General features: G+C 44.6%; 19 protein-coding genes, 1 tRNA gene and 1 riboswitch. Of the genes, 4 read left to right on the top strand and 16 right to left on the bottom strand.

From position 1 onward, the window contains the following. Positions 1 to 7: 7 nt before the first annotated feature. The 3 genes from JOD03_RS03790 to glsA all read right to left on the bottom strand — a co-directional run bounded on the left by JOD03_RS03790 (position 8) and on the right by glsA (position 3,156). Complete coding sequence (locus tag JOD03_RS03790) at positions 8 to 271, bottom strand: cory-CC-star protein (protein ID WP_204589500.1); 264 nt, start codon at positions 269 to 271, stop codon at positions 8 to 10. 48 nt (positions 272 to 319) lie between these two features. Continuing rightward, complete coding sequence (locus JOD03_RS03785) at positions 320 to 2,056, bottom strand: carbon starvation CstA family protein (RefSeq protein WP_204589499.1); 1,737 nt, start codon at positions 2,054 to 2,056, stop codon at positions 320 to 322. Between the two features lie 167 nt (positions 2,057 to 2,223). Further along, on the bottom strand, positions 2,224 to 3,156 hold the full coding sequence (gene glsA, locus JOD03_RS03780) for a glutaminase A (RefSeq protein WP_204589498.1): 933 nt from the start codon (positions 3,154 to 3,156) through the stop codon (positions 2,224 to 2,226). 141 nt (positions 3,157 to 3,297) lie between these two features. Here glsA and JOD03_RS03775 point away from each other — a divergent pair. After that, positions 3,298 to 3,370: transfer RNA gene (locus JOD03_RS03775), tRNA-Val, on the top strand. Positions 3,371 to 3,457: 87 nt separating this feature from the next. Here JOD03_RS03775 and JOD03_RS03770 read toward each other — a convergent pair. From JOD03_RS03770 to JOD03_RS03750, 5 genes are all read right to left on the bottom strand, one after another. Continuing rightward, positions 3,458 to 4,183: a hypothetical protein gene (locus JOD03_RS03770; protein ID WP_204589497.1), complete on the bottom strand. Its 726-nt coding sequence runs from the start codon at positions 4,181 to 4,183 to the stop codon at positions 3,458 to 3,460. Positions 4,184 to 4,276: 93 nt separating this feature from the next. Continuing rightward, the gene (locus JOD03_RS03765) at positions 4,277 to 4,837 is read right to left on the bottom strand and encodes a DEAD/DEAH box helicase family protein (protein ID WP_204589496.1); all 561 of its coding nucleotides are present in this window, start codon (positions 4,835 to 4,837) and stop codon (positions 4,277 to 4,279) included. Between the two features lie 77 nt (positions 4,838 to 4,914). Next, positions 4,915 to 5,136: a transcriptional regulator gene (locus tag JOD03_RS03760; RefSeq protein WP_204589495.1), complete on the bottom strand. Its 222-nt coding sequence runs from the start codon at positions 5,134 to 5,136 to the stop codon at positions 4,915 to 4,917. Positions 5,137 to 5,235: 99 nt separating this feature from the next. After that, positions 5,236 to 6,156 carry a 1,4-dihydroxy-2-naphthoate polyprenyltransferase gene (locus JOD03_RS03755; protein WP_204589494.1) on the bottom strand — a complete coding sequence of 307 codons (921 nt, stop codon included), beginning with the start codon at positions 6,154 to 6,156 and terminating at the stop codon, positions 5,236 to 5,238. Between the two features lie 48 nt (positions 6,157 to 6,204). Further along, complete coding sequence (locus JOD03_RS03750; protein ID WP_204589493.1) at positions 6,205 to 8,214, bottom strand: penicillin-binding transpeptidase domain-containing protein; 2,010 nt, start codon at positions 8,212 to 8,214, stop codon at positions 6,205 to 6,207. 170 nt (positions 8,215 to 8,384) lie between these two features. Between JOD03_RS03750 and JOD03_RS03745 the strand changes: the two genes are divergently transcribed. Then, positions 8,385 to 8,786 carry a hypothetical protein gene (locus JOD03_RS03745; RefSeq protein ID WP_204589492.1) on the top strand — a complete coding sequence of 134 codons (402 nt, stop codon included), beginning with the start codon at positions 8,385 to 8,387 and terminating at the stop codon, positions 8,784 to 8,786. Between the two features lie 46 nt (positions 8,787 to 8,832). Here JOD03_RS03745 and JOD03_RS03740 read toward each other — a convergent pair whose 3' ends face one another. Genes JOD03_RS03740 through JOD03_RS03725 form a run of 4 tightly spaced genes read right to left on the bottom strand, consistent with a single transcriptional unit; the run spans position 8,833 to position 10,630 of the window. Next, positions 8,833 to 9,498, bottom strand: a complete 666-nt coding sequence (locus tag JOD03_RS03740; RefSeq protein WP_338032425.1) for an RNase H family protein — start codon at positions 9,496 to 9,498, stop codon at positions 8,833 to 8,835. Positions 9,499 to 9,519: 21 nt separating this feature from the next. Continuing rightward, positions 9,520 to 9,714 (bottom strand): hypothetical protein, encoded by a 195-nt coding sequence (locus tag JOD03_RS03735; protein WP_204589491.1) that lies wholly within the window; start codon positions 9,712 to 9,714, stop codon positions 9,520 to 9,522. A gap of 29 nt (positions 9,715 to 9,743) precedes the next feature. Further along, entirely contained in the window at positions 9,744 to 10,214 is a 471-nt protein-coding gene (locus JOD03_RS03730; RefSeq protein ID WP_204589490.1) for an SRPBCC family protein, read from the bottom strand. Further along, entirely contained in the window at positions 10,211 to 10,630 is a 420-nt protein-coding gene (locus JOD03_RS03725) for a DUF1801 domain-containing protein (protein WP_204589578.1), read from the bottom strand. The genes JOD03_RS03730 and JOD03_RS03725 overlap by 4 nt, the downstream gene beginning before the upstream one ends. 92 nt (positions 10,631 to 10,722) lie before the next feature. Here JOD03_RS03725 and JOD03_RS03720 point away from each other — a divergent pair, with 92 nt between their 5' ends. Continuing rightward, positions 10,723 to 11,883, top strand: coding sequence for a YbfB/YjiJ family MFS transporter (locus JOD03_RS03720; RefSeq protein ID WP_204589489.1), 1,161 nt, complete (start codon positions 10,723 to 10,725; stop codon positions 11,881 to 11,883). A 105-nt stretch (positions 11,884 to 11,988) separates the two neighbouring features. Next, positions 11,989 to 13,215 carry an MFS transporter gene (locus tag JOD03_RS03715; RefSeq protein WP_239584813.1) on the top strand — a complete coding sequence of 409 codons (1,227 nt, stop codon included), beginning with the start codon at positions 11,989 to 11,991 and terminating at the stop codon, positions 13,213 to 13,215. 57 nt (positions 13,216 to 13,272) lie between these two features. Here the strand turns inward: JOD03_RS03715 and JOD03_RS03710 are convergent, their stop codons facing one another. The 4 genes from JOD03_RS03710 to JOD03_RS03695 all read right to left on the bottom strand — a co-directional run bounded on the left by JOD03_RS03710 (position 13,273) and on the right by JOD03_RS03695 (position 16,324). After that, positions 13,273 to 14,394 (bottom strand): glycerate kinase, encoded by a 1,122-nt coding sequence (locus JOD03_RS03710; RefSeq protein WP_204589488.1) that lies wholly within the window; start codon positions 14,392 to 14,394, stop codon positions 13,273 to 13,275. Between the two features lie 68 nt (positions 14,395 to 14,462). Beyond that, positions 14,463 to 15,599, bottom strand: coding sequence for a glycerate kinase (locus JOD03_RS03705; protein ID WP_204589487.1), 1,137 nt, complete (start codon positions 15,597 to 15,599; stop codon positions 14,463 to 14,465). Positions 15,600 to 15,610: 11 nt separating this feature from the next. Continuing rightward, positions 15,611 to 15,892: a hypothetical protein gene (locus tag JOD03_RS03700; RefSeq protein ID WP_204589486.1), complete on the bottom strand. Its 282-nt coding sequence runs from the start codon at positions 15,890 to 15,892 to the stop codon at positions 15,611 to 15,613. Positions 15,893 to 15,968: 76 nt separating this feature from the next. Continuing rightward, positions 15,969 to 16,070, bottom strand: a riboswitch (SAM riboswitch). Between the two features lie 56 nt (positions 16,071 to 16,126). After that, a complete protein-coding gene (locus JOD03_RS03695; RefSeq protein ID WP_204589485.1) occupies positions 16,127 to 16,324 on the bottom strand; it encodes a hypothetical protein in 198 nt (65 codons plus the stop codon). Positions 16,325 to 16,419 lie beyond the last annotated feature (95 nt).

Raw genomic sequence — 16,419 nt, 5'->3', positions numbered from 1 at the left:
TATCCCCCTAACAACAACGGAATCCCGTCATTGGTGATTTATCCATCCCCATCCGGAGATGCCAGTCATGAAATTGTTCCATCATATATGGATATAATTCCAATGTGTAATAGTAGGCCGGATTTGGAATTCCAAGCATCTCGGAGTACAACATGAATAAAAACATATCGTCTTGGTCTCTGAGTTCCCGTACGATTTCAGATCGGTGTGGCATCGATAAGACCTCTTCATAAAATGCCACCAATGCCTTCATCTTCTCAAAGAGTGACATGTCTCTTCCTCCTTCATAGAAAAGAACCGCCTTGCAGCGGCCCTAGTTTTACTCGTCGAAATTGTAATTCGGATCGATTCCTTTACGGAGAGCAGATGCAGCTGTCAACAAGATCCACAGTGTGAATCCGAAAATGATAGCTCCGAATACGAACAATAGGGTATTCGGGTTACTTCCCCATATCGCCCATTGGAAGAAGACTTGTTGCGCCATCGCATACATCGTCATGAAAATCAGGAAGATCATCGGGATGAGTGCAACCCAATAATTACGGCCGAGCCATTTCAACCAGATTGTCAGAAGCAATAACGAAATTCCTGCAAGTAACTGGTTCGATGTTCCAAACAGCGGCCATAATAAGTAACCACCAGAACCAAAACCGTTTGGTCCTTCTGGAATCAAGACTAGTGCCGCAGAAGAAGCAACCGCAATACTTGTTGCAACATGCGTCTTCGTCAGAACAGGTAGGTTGTATTCTTGACCAAGTTCCGCGATGATATAGCGCATCAAACGAACAGATGTGTCAAGTGTTGTCGCTGCGAAACTAATAACAATGATGGACACAATGGTCGTCGCAATGTTTGCTGGAATGAAAAGACCTTCTGCGAGTTGGGCAGCCCCTTGTACGAAGTTTCCTAATCCACCACCACTTGCAGCGGCAAAGCTTGAATAACTCTCGCGGAACGCATCTGCAGTCGGGAAGAATGTAATGACGGCAATGATGGATACAAGTGCTAGCACACCTTCTCCAACCGCTCCGGCATACCCTACAAAGCGCGCATCTGTCTCTTTATAAAGTTGCTTAGACGATGTCCCGGAAGAAACCAGTCCGTGGAATCCAGAAATCGCGCCACATGCGATTGTGATGAAGAGTAATGGCAACCAAGAAACATCGTTTGTTTCATTCGTCATTGGTGCTGTAATCTGCGGGTTTGAGAATAACAACCCTGCATAAAGAATAAACAAACCAACAACTAATTGATGCGAGTTGATAAAGTCACGTGGCTGTAAAAGTTGCCACACCGGTAATGTGGAAGCTATGTAGACATACACCATCAAAAATACAATCCAAATAAAGAACGCTGTAGAAATAGCGCCTAATCCAAACAATCCAGCGCCTTCTTCGCCGCCCATGTAACGGACAAGGTCAATCTGCAACCAGTCAACACTACTTGCGATGACAGCTGTCGCATACATTACAACTAAAGCGATCAAACTTGGAATCAACATCTTGCCTTGCTTTTTATACACCGAATATCCGATCCAAATCGCGAGCGGAATTTGAATCATGACTGGTAAAACAGCCGCCGGGAAGGAAATAAAGAGATTCGCGATTACCCAAGCAAACACTGCGTTTACCATTAATACTAAAATTAAAATAATGAATAAGAACAAAATCTTTCCGCGCTGGCCAATTAGACGGTGAGCAAGCGTACCGACAGATTGTCCTTTATTTCGCACGGACAATACAAGTGTTCCGAAATCATGGAACCCTGCTGCAAAAACTGTACCTAAAACAACCCATAAGAAGGCTGGTAGCCATCCCCAGTAAACAGCAATTGCAGGACCTAAGATTGGTGCAGCTCCTGCTACAGATGTAAAGTGATGCCCCCATAGTACCCATTTGTTTGTCGGCACGAAGTCTACCCCATCTTCAAAACGATGAGCAGGTGTCACGTAATTCGGGTCAAGCTTGAAGATTTTCTCTGCTAAAAACTTTGAATAAAACCGGTAACCTAAAATAAAAACAAACAACCCTATCGAGGCAAGTGCAATCGCATTCATTTCCAAATCCCCTCCCATTTTCCAGTAGTGATTACTACCTCATCATAATATAAGGCAATAATTATTTCAATATTTGAAATACACTAATTATTGTGGGATATTTGGAACTTCTCTTTCTTAACGTAAGAAAAAAGGCCTGTCGCATTTTGCGAGAGGCCTTAGTAGTATCAAAATACAGAGAGGTCCCATTGTTCTGAGAGCTTTTTTAACAATTGGATTCCCTTCACGCTATTCCCTCTAGAATCAAGTGGTGGAGATAAAATACCAATCCCCATCCGGTCACTGACAACAGCTAAAATACTTCCGGAAACACCACTTTTTGCAGGAAATCCAACTTTGATGGTGAAGCGTGAAGACGCATCATACATTCCACTAAGCAGCATGTAGGCATTTGCTGTTTTCACATTGGCATCTTGCAGAATTCGTTCGTTTGAAAAAGGATCAATTCCTTTATTGGCAAGAAGCGCACCCATTCGGGCAATGTCTTCGACAGTTACAGCGATGGAACACATTTGGAAGTATAAGTCGAGCGAGTCTTCTGTATCATGGATAGATCCCGATGCCTGCAAGAAGTAAGCAATCGCTTTATTCCGAAGGGCTGTGGACTTTTCAGAGTCAAAGACTTCGACATCGACGTAGATGCCATCATCTCCTGTAAGTGTCCGAGTGAACTCCAGCATATTTCGCAAAGCTTCCGGACCTTCTTTTTCTGCAATCATCGAACTCAGCACGATGGCACCAGAATTAATCATCGGGTTGTGCACGTTCCCCTCTGATGTACTTTGAATCCCCATGATGGTGTTGAAGGGGTCCCCTGTCGGATCTAGAGTTATTCGTTCAAAGACGGCTTCCTCTCCGTAATTTTCTAAGGCATATAAGAAAATCACGACTTTTGAAATACTCTGCATCGTAAATTTGAAGTCGATGTCTCCACTCGAAATGGAACGTCCTTGTGTGTCCATAATGCTGACGGCAAAGATATCAGGGTCTACGCGTTCGAGGGCAGGTATATAAGAAGCAACCTTTCCATTGTTTTCACAGTTTCTCTCACAGTCAATGAAGAGTTCTTCTAGTTGTTTTTCATATTCTTTAAGTGTCATCGAGTCTCCTCTTTTCCTTTAAGATTCTGGTTTTAGTTTACCAGGTATCCAAGGGGGACAAAACAAGTTTTTATATGCATACAAAATAGTTCTTGCACTCTTGTTTGAAAGAGGTATAATAATCTTTGTCAGTAAAAAATAGATCCTGTAGCTCAGCCGGGAGAGCGCCACCTTGACAGGGTGGAGGTCGCTGGTTCGAACCCAGTCGGGATCATTGGGTGCCAAACCCACGTGGAAGCTGTCGGAACACGGCTTTCACATGAAAGAGTCCTAGTAGACCGTATGTCTAGGGGCTCTTTTTTTATATAAAAATAAGAATCAAACTGTACACTACTGCCCCTAAAAAGAATGCACGAAAACTACTTTCACTTTCTTCTGGCAATTCTTCCTTCATAACATTCAAAATAATTCCACCTGCCAATAAAGCGACTAAATAAGATAGAATAAATGGATGCAAATCTGTAAATGTGGCGGCTGCCCATCCTACGGCAATTGCAGTAGCAAGAAGCCATCTTCCGTAGCGCGCATAATCACGGTCATGTTGTTCATCTAAACTGATATCATTTGTGACAAAGTGAACGCCAAGCGCGATAAAAAATGCGAGCGGCCCAAGAGATTCCGTAAATTCTTCGCGAACAAGTAAATAACCAATACTGAAGTTATACAAAGTGAAAATTCCAATATGTACCCAGAATACACCTGGATTGTGTGTAAGGGAAGAACCCTCACGCCGTCCTTTATGCGAAGACTTTACATATTTCTCTAAGCCATAAAAAAGCACGAGCCCCAGTAGAGCAAGTAAATAAATATGATGTTCAATAAACCCTAAGATCCCCTCACCCTTCAAGCTCTCTTGGAAGTCTGCTAATTCAGGAAGTAAATGAAGAAATACGTAAGCAACAGAGATTCCTCCTGCTATCGATAAAAAATGACTGCGTGGTCGTTTTCGTAAAAACTTTAAATGACGCGCGAATAAATGGATAAGTACAAAACCAATCATACAAAGTACACTCGCAACAAAGCCCATAGTTTTCACCTCCTGTCCTACTATTCCCTTTTCCTATTTGATTTGAACCGCTTCCCAAACAAAAAACGAGCATACTGCAGTATGCCCGTCGCGCTAAAATTGAAAATGCTTTTTTATTTCTCGTGCTGTCTCTTCAGCAGTTTTTGTCATCGTATCTAGTCGAAGATAATTCGAGAACGAAATCTCATCAGGTAGAGAATTCAGCCGGAACCTCTCAGCCGTTGTGATGACATCGTTTCGAGACCATTCTAGATTCCGCTTAAATGGTTTGTGTTCTAAACGGTTCGGTGTGCTATTGCGTGCAAGGCGCTCTTCAAGATCTGCTTCTAATTCAACATAATAAATTTCAGCATTCTCCGCTTCGAAAGTATCCACTACATTTTGTACATAGTCCCAATCGAGTTGTTTATCAAATCGCCATACGAATGTGAAAATGAGGCCCTCTAAATCACTCTTTGCGACTTCTTCAAAGATTTGGTTTCTGAATGAATTTACAAGATCTTGCCCTTTTTTCGTACTATAATCAAAAAAATGCGAGACCAAATCAATGGTCATATGATTGTGAAACAATTTTAATTCCGTGATTTTGGCAAGTTCTTGCCCGACAGTCATCTTCCCAACAGCTTGAGGTCCAAATAGTAATACTAATTTCATTTCAACATCCCCTGACATCTATCCACTAAAGAAAGTTTTTCCTAGTGTACCATAGACAAGCTGTCAGAAAATGCATTTTATAAAATAGCACGCTCTTTATGGAGGACGGGCTGACATGCGAGCACATGATGGACTAAAAAAGTTCGTTTCGCTTGTTTCGCAGTATCCCAAATCCACATTTTTTCACCGTTCAACTTCAACACTCTGATTCGTCTTTTCGTTAATTTCCCAGCTTTGTCCATGTACACTACATCCATCAACTGATTGTATTTCATCGCTTTTACAAACTGCTCACGCATCTTTTCCGACCTCCTTTGTTCTCATTATAAACGAACACTTGTTCTTTTTACAACAAAAAAGACTCGGCATCTCTGGATTCGAAATGCCGAGAAAACTCTTTATAAAAGCCACTCAATAAACAGACCGATCGTCAGTAAAATTCCAACAAACGTATTCGTAAGAGCCGTTGATTTCATCGCGGGTCCCATCATCATCGGCTTCGTTTTTCCCAAACGGAAGCTCTTAATCGCTGTGATGGATTTTGGCACTGCGAGTAAAACTAGTAGTGCCCATGGCGTAACAATCTGTAAAACGACTAGCGCAACAATCCACACATACGACACGATAAATGCGATAGCAAGACCAGTAATTGCTCGTTCGCGTCCTAGTAAAATCGGCAATGTCTTACGCCCACCAATCGTATCTTCTTGGATATCCCGAATGTTGTTCGACATATTGATTGCCCCAACTAAGATCCCAAATGGGAAGGACAACAAAAATGCCCACATCGTCACTTCGAGCGTTTGAAGGTAATACGCAATCAAGATAAATCCAATCCCCATGAACACGCCAGCGAATAATTCACCAAATGGTGTGTAGGCAATCGGAAGAGGTCCTCCTGTATAGAAATAGCCCACAGCCATTCCCACAACGCCAATCACAATCAACCAGAAGCTTGTTGACGCCGCGATATAAATCCCAATAAACCCAGCGATTACGTATAAAATCAGAGCGACCGAAAGAACCATGCTTGGCTTTAAGCCGTGACGAACAATTCCGCCACCGATCCCAACAGACTCTGCCGTATCAAGACCTTTTTTAAAATCATAGTATTCATTAAATAAATTTGTAGCAATCTGTAAACAAAGTCCCGCTGCCATCATCGCAAGGAACAGTCCCCAGTGAATCGATGTTTCAAAAAGCGCCATCACGGTCCCTAAAATGACCGGTACAAACGTTGCCGTCAATGTATGCGGACGCGTCATCTGCCACATCAATTTACCGCGCGAAATCGGCGCAGTCGAATCAAGTGCTGTCATGATGAAAATCTCCTTTATTCCTAAACTACATAGCACTTTATTATAGCATTATTCATACAAAAGTTTGTAGACAGTCGCCACTTTCTCCGCGACATACCCACTCCCTCCATTATCTTCAACATCTTCAATCATCATGGCTATGATAAATGCTTCTGTCTCTACAGGATAGCTGACAAAGAAGCCGTTTTCTTGTCCTTCAGCATCTAGACTTACCTTCAGTTCAGCTGTCCCCGTCTTGCCAGCTACCGGTATCCCTGGAAGGTTGACAGCTTGCGCGAATCCATCGACGACCATACTGCGCATACCCGCTTGTAACTCCGTAATCGTTTCAGGAGATGCGAGTCCTTCTTTCCATACCACTTGATCTTCCTCTTCTAAAAGAAGGGTCGGTTGCCACATCGTACCGCCCGTCAAAAACGGTTGGTACGTTGTTGCGAGGTGTAAAATATTTGCGAGCATTTGTCCTTGTCCAAACGATGTATCCGCCAGTTGCCCTTCAGATGAAATCGTACCGTCATTTGATACTTGAGACGATTGCAAATTTAAAAAGAATGGAATGTCTTCACCAAATCCGAATGCCTCAAGTCCTGTGATGAACGTCTCGCGCCCCATTGCAAGTGCTTGCTGCGCGTAGTAGATATTGTCTGAGTAGACCAGTGACTTTTCTAGGTCGATTGGGTTCGGCGCTTCCGGGTGAAGGCGCGTCACACGATAGTCTCCCCACGACGCATCTTTTTGCCAAGTCGCCCCCTCAATCACAATGCCTTCGTTTGGATTTAAAGTGCCTGCTTCCATACCAATCGCCGCTGTAATCGGCTTCAATGTTGAACCTGGAGCGTAGGATGCAGCAAACCGGTTAAACAGAGGTTGGAGCGGGTCTTCGCTCAACTCTTGATAACGACTCTGCGTCATACCGAGCATGAACTCAGATGGCTCAAATCCTGGAGAACTAAGAAGTGTTAACACTTCTCCTGTTTTCGGGTCTACTGTTGCTGCTGTTCCAGGCTCCCCGTCCATTGCGTCGTACGTTACGCGTTGTAATTCTGCGTCGAGGGTCAAATCGATACGCTCCCCGTCCACTGGCGCAATTTCCGCGAGTGTCACATCTTCCGCACCCTCCGCTGCTTTATCGATAAAAATACGTTTGCCACTTTCCCCACGCAACCGCTCTTCTAAGAAACGCTCAAGTCCTTGACGCCCAATCTGATCAAACTCTGTGTAACCGTCTTCTTCACGCTCTGCCAATTGTTCCGCTGTGATAGGTCCAATATAACCCACTAGATGAGAAGTCGCGGCTCCGTATGGATACTCGCGCATTCCCGTCTCTTGGAGCAACACACCTGGAATTTCAAGTAGAGCTGCACGGCTATCATCCACTTGTGAAATTTTATCAAGTGGGACAAAGACATCATCTGTTACCCAGCTCTGTCCTAGTTGTTGATCGATGTAATCGACAGAAATTCCAAGTAGTTCTGCAAGACGGGGCTGTAAGGTGTCATCTGTAAACTTACCAGGTACAAGTCCTACTTCAAAACCGGTCCCATTGATGGCTAATGCATTTCCGTTCCGGTCATAAATTTCTCCACGTGCAAAATTCTGCGTCGTCACACGTACTTGGTCCTCTGGCTCTAGCCCTGGCAAAATAAATCCCGTATCCCATTCCGCCATCCATGTCAGTTCCTCTTCTTCAACAGGCTGCCACGTCATCTCTTGTTCCCACTCAATCGGACCTGCACTCGTCTCGACTTGAATTTGCACCCGGAAAGTTGCTGGTTCAGTCGACTCCCACTCTGTATCTTCCGATGGAGCTGTAAATGTGATGTCTCTTTCTGTAATCTCCAGCGCTTCGTCTAAAGCCACTTGACGTTCAATAAATGCTGCTTCATCAAACTGCTGTTTCGTTTCATCGGATAAAAATTCTGTATAAAGTGTTTCATAATCTCCTTCGTCCCACGCGGCTATATACGCTTCTAACCGTTCTTGTGGCGTCACTTCATCCGTACAGCCGACGAGTAACAGACCGCTCATCGCCACAACGCCAAATCCCCACTTTTTCATCTCGCCCACTCCTATCTTTTCCTAATCGTACCATATCAGTTTATAAAGCGTTTATATACAGGTTGTATCATTCAAAATGTTACCACTTCCCTTTACTACAGCTCTCGGAATTGGTATATTCGCAGTGGAAGATGACAGACCACTTCTGCACAGGAAACTAGGAGGTTCTTATGGAAAAGAAATGGAGTATTCGTTTAATACAAATCTCAGCAATTTTTGGCTTTATCGGCACGTATTTAGGCTCACATATGGCAGGTGCTATGGATTACGCACTGAGCCCTGTACACGCACACATCTTGTTAGTTGGTTGGTTATCCGTATTTGCATGGGGAATTTTTTATCAGCTGTTCGAAATCAAGTATAAAAAATTGGTCACAATCCATGGCATCACAGCAATTATTGGCGCTATCGGATTGACTGCAGGTATGTGGATGTACAATTTAAATCCGTTTAACTTGAACGAGACATTTATCCTGGTGTTCTTTATTGTCGGCGGGACGATTTTATTGATTGCGTTCTTCTTGTTTGCTGTCATTACGTTCTTCACAGTCCCATCTACTTCACGTAAATAAAAAATCAGCACCTTCTCTAGCTTTCATCTAAGAGAAGGTGCTGATTTTATTTTGATACAAGTTCAATCTCCGCAGCTACAGGAATTCCTTTTAAGGCCTGAGTTGCCAAACGATTGGCTTCGTTATTTTTATGACGTGGTATCTGATGATACTCTGGCTGTAACTTCATCTTATCAAGCTTTTGATCAACACGCCGCCCCCAAGAAGCAAGGGTCGGGTCCATAATCTCCCAGTCTTCAATCATATGCTGCAACACCACTTGGGAATCTCCGCGAATCTCAACCGGCACACCTTTCGCTCCCAAAAACTCTAGCTCCTGAAGAGCCAAATGAAGTGCTGCGAATTCCGCTTCATTATTTGATGTAAAGCCTTCGACAAATGCATTTTGACGCAGTCTGTAGGACTTTCCATTTTGTTCATAATAAATGACGCAACCAAGGCCTGCTTCCGCAGTCTCACGTTTATAGCCGCCATCAAAATAGACACGGATAGTGTGTGGTTCCACTTCCACTTCTTTCATATAGCGCTTTGCTTCTTTGACTGTCCATAACGTACCACGGCTGTCGATCAAATCGACTTGTTTCACACGTCCTGTACGCTCCATATCCTCAATAAACAATAGGGCTCTTTCGAGTGGCATTTCCCCCGATTCAAAGCGTGCTTCTTGATTTCTAGGTGTTTTATAAAGCCAACGAATCGATACATTCATCATCAAGACCCCCTAAGACAAGGATTAATTCGAGTGATGCCCGTCCAGTTCCTTGTAGGCATTCATATATTTGCCGCTATCCGCGACTTCAGAATGATACAGCGCCTTTAAAGCATGCGCCTTCCCTAAATCATGTTCTTTCATCAGACCTTTTAACTTTTTCTGCAACTCACGGTCTGATTTCACTAATTGACTCATTTGTGCTTGTAAATACTTCATCTCATTCGTCTCCTTTCTTTTCTATAGAACTAGTTCTCGGATAGGTTTGCATCTTGTTCTGCTTCACGCTTCACACGCTTAACGAATTCTTCGACGACTGGACCACCATTCTCCTGCTTCTTGCCTAACTTCAGCATCGTCTTAGCTACAAAATTGATGCCTATATTTGAACCGATATATCGGAATTCTGTTCGGTCTTCTGCAAGTTTGTGTAGTTCGAATGTTAAAGTCGTCTCAAATAACTTAGCTAAAATAAATTGTATAGCTTTCTTCTTAAACGCTGGTTCATCCACAAACTCTGTAATCGTAACATGATAACTCTCTGTACGCGTGCCTTCTCGGTAGGTTTGTTTGTACGATGAGCCTGGTAACGGGTCGTTTTGCACAATCCATTCATTGCTCTCTACTTTCGGCATAATACGCTGCGGATTTGCTTCATCAAAAAGCGCCCATACTGTTTCAATCGGGGCTTCTATCTCAATTCGTTGATCCCACTTCATTCTGGATACCTCTCTTTAACTGCTGTGACGGTCCGACGAATCATTTCACGTAAAACGGCTTCATCGATATCAGCGATTTTATTGATGTATACACAACTCTTTCCAGATTTGTGTTTCCCAAGTTTTGAAAGCAATTCTTCTCTGCGATCGTCTCCTGGATCTAAGTAAAGAGCGTGAGCGGTCTTACGAGGCGAGAAACCTGTAATCGTTGCGTCCCCCTCGTGACCTGTTGCGTATTTATAATGATACGCGCCGTATCCAATAATGCTCGGGCCCCAGAGTACAGGCTCATACCCTGTTTCTTCATAGAATATGTCCAGTAAACGATACGCGTCCTGTTTTTTGGAAGGTTTCTCGATTTGTTCGATAAATTCATTGACACTAGCATCTGTCGGCTTTGTTTTTTGTTCATACACCATCGTTTCCCAGTCCCTTCTCTAACTATTTCGCAAAGCGAATTTTTCACGTATACTGAATGAAGTGAATTGAATTAACTGAGGTGAAAACTATGAAGCATCCACTCTACCTAGTGATGGGTGGCGTATTTGCACTGTTTATCGCAATGAGTATCGGACGTTTTGCGTATACTCCTATCTTACCATTTATGCAGCTAGAAAAGGGATTTTCAACTGTTTTTGCAGGCACCCTTGCATCCGCCAATTATGCAGGGTACTTGGCCGGAGCGATAGCCGGAAGTATATTACCCATTCAAACTTATCGTCGGAAACTGTTGCTCCTAAGTTTAGCCAGTAGTATCTCGTTGACATTCGCGATGGGACTTGTAGAATCACCTACCGTATGGATTTTGTTCCGTTTTGTGTCCGGAGTGACGAGTGCATTTGTTTTCGTGTTGACATCAAGTATTATTTTGGACCGCCTCGCAGCTATTGGAAGGATTGGCTTATCCGGTGTGATGTATGCTGGGGTAGGTCTTGGCATTTTCGTGTCGGGTCTAGTAGTTGCTCCACTTGTCGAACGCTATTCTAGTGACGGCGCTTGGATCGGTCTTGGTTTTATTGCACTTCTTCTAGCTATGTATGTAGTGGCTGTCGTGAAAGAACCCGAGAGTTCACCTCCCTCTCAAGCACCCCCCTCATCCAAACGCCGATTTGAACCTTGGCTGATTTGGTTGTTAGTTGCATACGGGTTGGAAGGGCTTGGCTACATCATCACTGGCACATTCATCGTAGCGATTGCCGAGCAGTCCAGTGTATTTGCCGGGAGCGGGACGAATGTCTGGGCGATTGTCGGTCTGGCAGCAGTGCCTTCCACGATGATTTGGGCATTCGTCGGAAATCGATTCGGCTGGATGAAATCGTTCGCTGCACTCCTGACTATTCAAGCAACAGGCGTTGTATTGCCAGCTATATCGCAGAGTCCCGTCAGTTTTTATTTAAGTGCAATTTTGTTTGGCGCTACGTTTATGGGCGTGACGGTCCTCGTCGCTTCGTATGCACGGGAAAAGTTCCCACACGCGAGCGCACGGATTTTGTCTGTTTTAACAGTTACCTATGCACTTGGTCAGATGATGGGTCCTATTTTGGCTTCAGCTCTTGCGGAACAGACCGGTTCGTATTCACTGGCTCTTGTAGGAGCAGCCGCTGTCATTGCCCTCGGCGCATTGTGTACGCTCCCTATTATCTATCTAGAACGACAAAAGACATCCTGAATCGGATGTCTTTTCTTCGTCAATCGAAAAATATTCCGGAAGTCTCTTGTAAATTTCGGTTTCCGGAGTATAATTCAGGTAACGAATGATGGATGGAGAACAACTATGCTAAAAATGGATCGCCCCTATAATGAACGCATTAGTATTTATAACGGAATGGCCTCTACTATGGCCGTTAATATTACCAACACCTTTTTCCCGCTCTTTATGATTACGATTTTAGGTGCGAGCAACTACCAAGTAGGACTATTGAGCTCGCTCCCTCCTTTGATTGCTTTACTCATGACCATTCCAGCAGCTATCTTGTTGAACAAAAGTAGTACGCATAAACGAATCGTCGGTACAGCCATTATCACAGCGAGGCTGTTTTTTCTTGCCATCGTCTTTGTCGTCTATCTCCCGTTGGAGTGGCAGGCCTGGGCATTTCTTGTCATCATCGGAATGATGCATGTCCCAACTGCTCTGGCAACAATCGGCTGGCAGACGCTTATCAGTGGGTTAGTGGATGAACATCGTCGTGCACAGTTTTTCAGTGACCGGAACCGAATGTTAACAGTCGTCGGTTTATTCACGACTCTATTCGTTGGAATCGTATTGCGAGACGCGACGGAGAGTGTGATGTCGTATCAGATTTTATTCGCAGTCGCACTTTGTTTTGGTTTACTTGAAGGGTTTCTAGTATTTCGCCATAAGGAAAACGATCCCGTCGTGACAGATACGAAACCAAAATTAATGGACTGGTCCATCTTCAAAGACCAGGGCTATAGATGGTTCTTAGTGGCCGCCCTCTTCTTCAATTTTACGTGGCAAATGGCTTGGGGACTTTTTAACATCTATCACGTGCGAATTGCCGAAGCGACAATTTTTTGGTTTAGTATGTTCTCTGCAGGAAACATGTTGATGCAGTTCTTTACCTATCCCCTGTGGAAAAAGTGGTCCGAGAAGTATTCCAACACGCTCGTGTTTATTGTCTTAGCAATCGGGATGGCTTCCGCGCCATTCTTTACCGTATTGACGACAAACTTCTTTTTACTGTTCTTAGTTCAAACGACTTCTGGTTTCTTCCTGTCCGGGGTTATCTTAGTCCTCTTCAATATGCTACTCGAACATAGTCCAGCGGATAAACGTACGTATTGTATCACGACATATAACGTCTTACTTTCTCTCATGGCATTTATTGCACCGCAGATCGGGATTTTGTTTCTTGAACTGTTTGGCATTGTTGAAGCTATGCACATCAATGCGTTCTTACGACTTTCAAGCAGTCTTGTGTTCTTCGCCATGTTTTGGTTCTATTCGCGACATAAAAAGCGGCCTGAAGTTGCAGTATAACGATCAAAAAAGGTGGAGATTCGCATAAACGCGAATCTCTACCTTTTTCTTTAGAGATTAAAGTTTTCTCCCCAATCGCGCCGCTGCTTGAGCAAGCGCCTCATACGGCTTGGACAATGCTTGTTCCACCGTACATTCCCTTGACACAATGGCTTCTACATACGAAAAATGAGGAACGAGCAAACTCTTCTCCTGAGACGGAATCATACCAGACAACAACGCGACCTTTACCCCAACTCGTCGCGCACGTTCTGCCACCCCAAGAGGTGCTTTACCGGATAGAGTCTGAACATCCGACTTCCCTTCTCCCGTAATTACCAGGTCCGCTTCTCGCAAATACTGGTCATACTCGATAGCATCTAAAACTGAATCAATTCCTCGTTCGAGATGCGCTGGAAAAAAAGCAAGCAAGGCCATCCCTAAACCACCTGCTGCTCCTGCCCCTGCTCTCAAGTGATGCGCTTGTCCTGTCAATTTGTACACAACGTCTGCATACCTCTGGAGCACATTTTCAAGAATAGACGCAAGTTCAGGGGTGACACCCTTTTGTGGCCCGAAAACAGCCGTCGCTCCACGTTCGCCTAGTAGTGGATTGTCCACATCGCAAGCGATTGAAAAATCACAAGAGGCGATACGTGAATCAAAATCTGAAAGGTCAATTTCTCCTAACTGTAGATAGTCCGGCAAGTGCGTTCTGAGTTCCATACCAGAAGTATCATAAAAACGTATCCCCAGTGCTCGGAGTGCCCCAATCCCACCATCGTTTGTCGCACTTCCCCCAATTGCCACGATGAACTTGCGGCATCCCTCATCCAGTGCATGCCGAATGAGTTGACCCGTACCGAATGTCGATGCCCGAAGCGGATTGCGGTCAGTTGGGGTTATGTGCGTAATTCCAGAGGCTTCCGCCATTTCAATGACAGCTGTTACGCCGTCTCCAAGAATGCCATAGTGAGCTACGATTTCTCGACTTAAAGGATCTAAGACAGACACATCAATCAGCCGACCAGCTGTGGCATCCACTAAAGCTTCAAGTGTGCCTTCTCCTCCGTCGGCAATCGGAACAACCGTACAGTTGATGTCTGGACGAACAGATTGAATCCCTTCTCGAATAGCCATTCCTGCTTCTTTCGCGCTAAGAGTTCCTTTAAACGAATCTGGACTGATGATGATGTTCATGTTCCTCACCCCATTTCATAAACGCTTACAAAAAGCCTAGCAGGTACTCTCACCCGCTAGGCTTTCGTTTATTCTCCGCGTTTCGCTGCGTACCAGCGCGCTACCGCTTGTCGTAACACCTCTTCAGGCTTTTCTAGCGCTTGCTCTACTTCTTTCTCTGAAGTAGCAAGCACCACGACTTCATTGAAAACCTCGTTAGCTTCTTCAGCCACATCGATATCGCCACTTCCAGCAAACAATGTCACCGGCAAGCCTTTGTCCCCTGCAAATTTCGCCACGCCATGCGGTCCTTTTCCTTCTAAGAACGTATGCGCATCAAGGCGTCCTTCTCCAGTAATTACGTGTGTAACACCAGACAATGCATTTTCCCATCCTGATCGCTTCAGCACAAAATCGATCCCGTGATACCACTTGGTCGGGAAAAATGCTTGGACGGCTCCGCCTAAGCCTCCTCCAGAACCCGCTCCTGCTCGGTCATGTAGACGAACCCCGGTATGTGCCTCGATGACGTCTGCTAGCTGTTGGAGTGCCGCTTCCACTTCTTCCGACTCTTCTGCTTGCAGGCCTTTCGTCTCCCCATATAGACGCGTTGCACCTTGAGGCCCTATATATGGAATCTGTACATCACTCACTACTGCGAATGTACATTCTTGAAGACGTTTATCAAACTCTGCATCATCTAACCGATCAAGATTTTTAAGTTGTACCAAATCTCCTGACATTTCCTGACCCTCTGTGTCTAAAAACTTCAATCCAAGAGCCCGCAACATACCTGCTCCTCCGTCATTTGTTGCACTGCTCCCAATTGCCAAAATAAAATTGCGATGCCCTTCATCAAGTGCTGCACGAATCAGTTCACCGGTGCCAAACGTAGACGCGAGTCGTGGGTTCTGTTCATGCTTTTTGACATAGGAGAAACCGGAAGCTTGCGCCATCTCAATCACACATGTATGACGCGAAAGCCCTGTGACACCATACTTCGCCTCAACCGGACGACCAAGCGGGTCATGAACAGTGGCCGTTTTGTATGTGCCTCTCGTTGCATTCATAAGCGCATCCAAAGTTCCTTCCCCTCCATCTGCAATCGGGAACTCTACAATTTCAAGCGTCGGATCGACAGACTGCAAGCCTTGTGCAATAGCACGGGTTGCTTGTTTAGATGTTAACGTTGTTTTCCAAGCATCTGAGCTGATGATGAATTTCATGGCTGTTCCCCCTAAAATAGTCGTTTGACGGATGGACCGAATAAGTAGAAATGTAAATCCTGTTTCTTTTCTTCTATACTTCGTGATAGTCGCGCAATCTCCTGCTCAAGTGCTGTAATTTCTTCGATCGCCTCATCGACTCGCTGGCGAGATATCTCTTCCCCAAGCTCCAAGTAGTGCAACTGCGCTTCTAGTGCTTTGACCTGTTGATGACGCTGCATAGCCCCCGCATAGCTTTTGACTTCTTTCGTCTTTAATTCATACAACTGCTTTTCAAGTGCTTCTTTTCCCATGTGAATCGCCTCCTAAAATTGTGCCAAACAAAAAACTCTTCCCCACGAGAGAGAAGAGTTGCAAGTGCACAATTTCTCCTCATCGTTCAGGTATCCCCTGTTGGATGGAGCACCTTACCGCGCGGGCAGGTTGCTGAGACTTCGTAGGGCCAATTCCCTCCGTCTCTCTTGATAAGAAAAGAGTTCATGTTCAGTTAAGTCAAGTATAGCAGAAAGAGGGGGAATTTCCCAGCCTCATTTCGATCGGATATCATCTTCATCAGCATTTTTATGGTTATACAGTTCGTTCTCGCCATCTTTATCCGCAGGGTCTTCCCGATAGAAGAACGGATCACTATCGATTTTTTCTTCTTCAGTCAATGATTTTTCATCGCTTGGCATTGGAATCTTCCCACTATTTACTTTCTCTTTATCTTTGTCCTTTTCAAACATTGTGCATCCCTCCACTTATTCTGAATTAGTAAAGTATTCCCTCCAAGCACCTGTTTAAAACGACTCGAGCAGGGAAATAGGAATTCAAGGAGGCG

The organism is Chryseomicrobium aureum (genome assembly GCF_016909155.1).
In the GTDB taxonomy this organism is placed as follows: domain Bacteria; phylum Bacillota; class Bacilli; order Bacillales_A; family Planococcaceae; genus Chryseomicrobium; species Chryseomicrobium aureum.
Note: the sequence above shows the minus strand (reverse complement) of the source record. Positions and strands in the feature narration are given on the sequence as shown.

Bases quoted from the DNA above. Each gene is read 5' to 3' on its own strand.
- JOD03_RS03790 (WP_204589500.1), bottom strand. From the start codon at position 271: ATGTCACTCTTTGAGAAGATGAAGGCATTGGTGGCATTTTATGAAGAG.
- JOD03_RS03785 (WP_204589499.1), bottom strand. From the start codon at position 2,056: ATGAATGCGATTGCACTTGCCTCGATAGGGTTGTTTGTTTTTATTTTA.
- glsA (WP_204589498.1), bottom strand. From the start codon at position 3,156: ATGACACTTAAAGAATATGAAAAACAACTAGAAGAACTCTTCATTGAC.
- JOD03_RS03770 (WP_204589497.1), bottom strand. From the start codon at position 4,183: ATGGGCTTTGTTGCGAGTGTACTTTGTATGATTGGTTTTGTACTTATC.
- JOD03_RS03765 (WP_204589496.1), bottom strand. From the start codon at position 4,837: ATGAAATTAGTATTACTATTTGGACCTCAAGCTGTTGGGAAGATGACT.
- JOD03_RS03760 (WP_204589495.1), bottom strand. From the start codon at position 5,136: ATGCGTGAGCAGTTTGTAAAAGCGATGAAATACAATCAGTTGATGGAT.
- JOD03_RS03755 (WP_204589494.1), bottom strand. From the start codon at position 6,156: ATGACAGCACTTGATTCGACTGCGCCGATTTCGCGCGGTAAATTGATG.
- JOD03_RS03750 (WP_204589493.1), bottom strand. From the start codon at position 8,214: ATGAAAAAGTGGGGATTTGGCGTTGTGGCGATGAGCGGTCTGTTACTC.
- JOD03_RS03745 (WP_204589492.1), top strand. From the start codon at position 8,385: ATGGAAAAGAAATGGAGTATTCGTTTAATACAAATCTCAGCAATTTTT.
- JOD03_RS03740 (WP_338032425.1), bottom strand. From the start codon at position 9,498: ATGATGAATGTATCGATTCGTTGGCTTTATAAAACACCTAGAAATCAA.
- JOD03_RS03735 (WP_204589491.1), bottom strand. From the start codon at position 9,714: ATGAAGTATTTACAAGCACAAATGAGTCAATTAGTGAAATCAGACCGT.
- JOD03_RS03730 (WP_204589490.1), bottom strand. From the start codon at position 10,214: ATGAAGTGGGATCAACGAATTGAGATAGAAGCCCCGATTGAAACAGTA.
- JOD03_RS03720 (WP_204589489.1), top strand. From the start codon at position 10,723: ATGAAGCATCCACTCTACCTAGTGATGGGTGGCGTATTTGCACTGTTT.
- JOD03_RS03715 (WP_239584813.1), top strand. From the start codon at position 11,989: ATGCTAAAAATGGATCGCCCCTATAATGAACGCATTAGTATTTATAAC.
- JOD03_RS03710 (WP_204589488.1), bottom strand. From the start codon at position 14,394: ATGAACATCATCATCAGTCCAGATTCGTTTAAAGGAACTCTTAGCGCG.
- JOD03_RS03705 (WP_204589487.1), bottom strand. From the start codon at position 15,599: ATGAAATTCATCATCAGCTCAGATGCTTGGAAAACAACGTTAACATCT.
- JOD03_RS03700 (WP_204589486.1), bottom strand. From the start codon at position 15,892: ATGGGAAAAGAAGCACTTGAAAAGCAGTTGTATGAATTAAAGACGAAA.
- JOD03_RS03695 (WP_204589485.1), bottom strand. From the start codon at position 16,324: ATGTTTGAAAAGGACAAAGATAAAGAGAAAGTAAATAGTGGGAAGATT.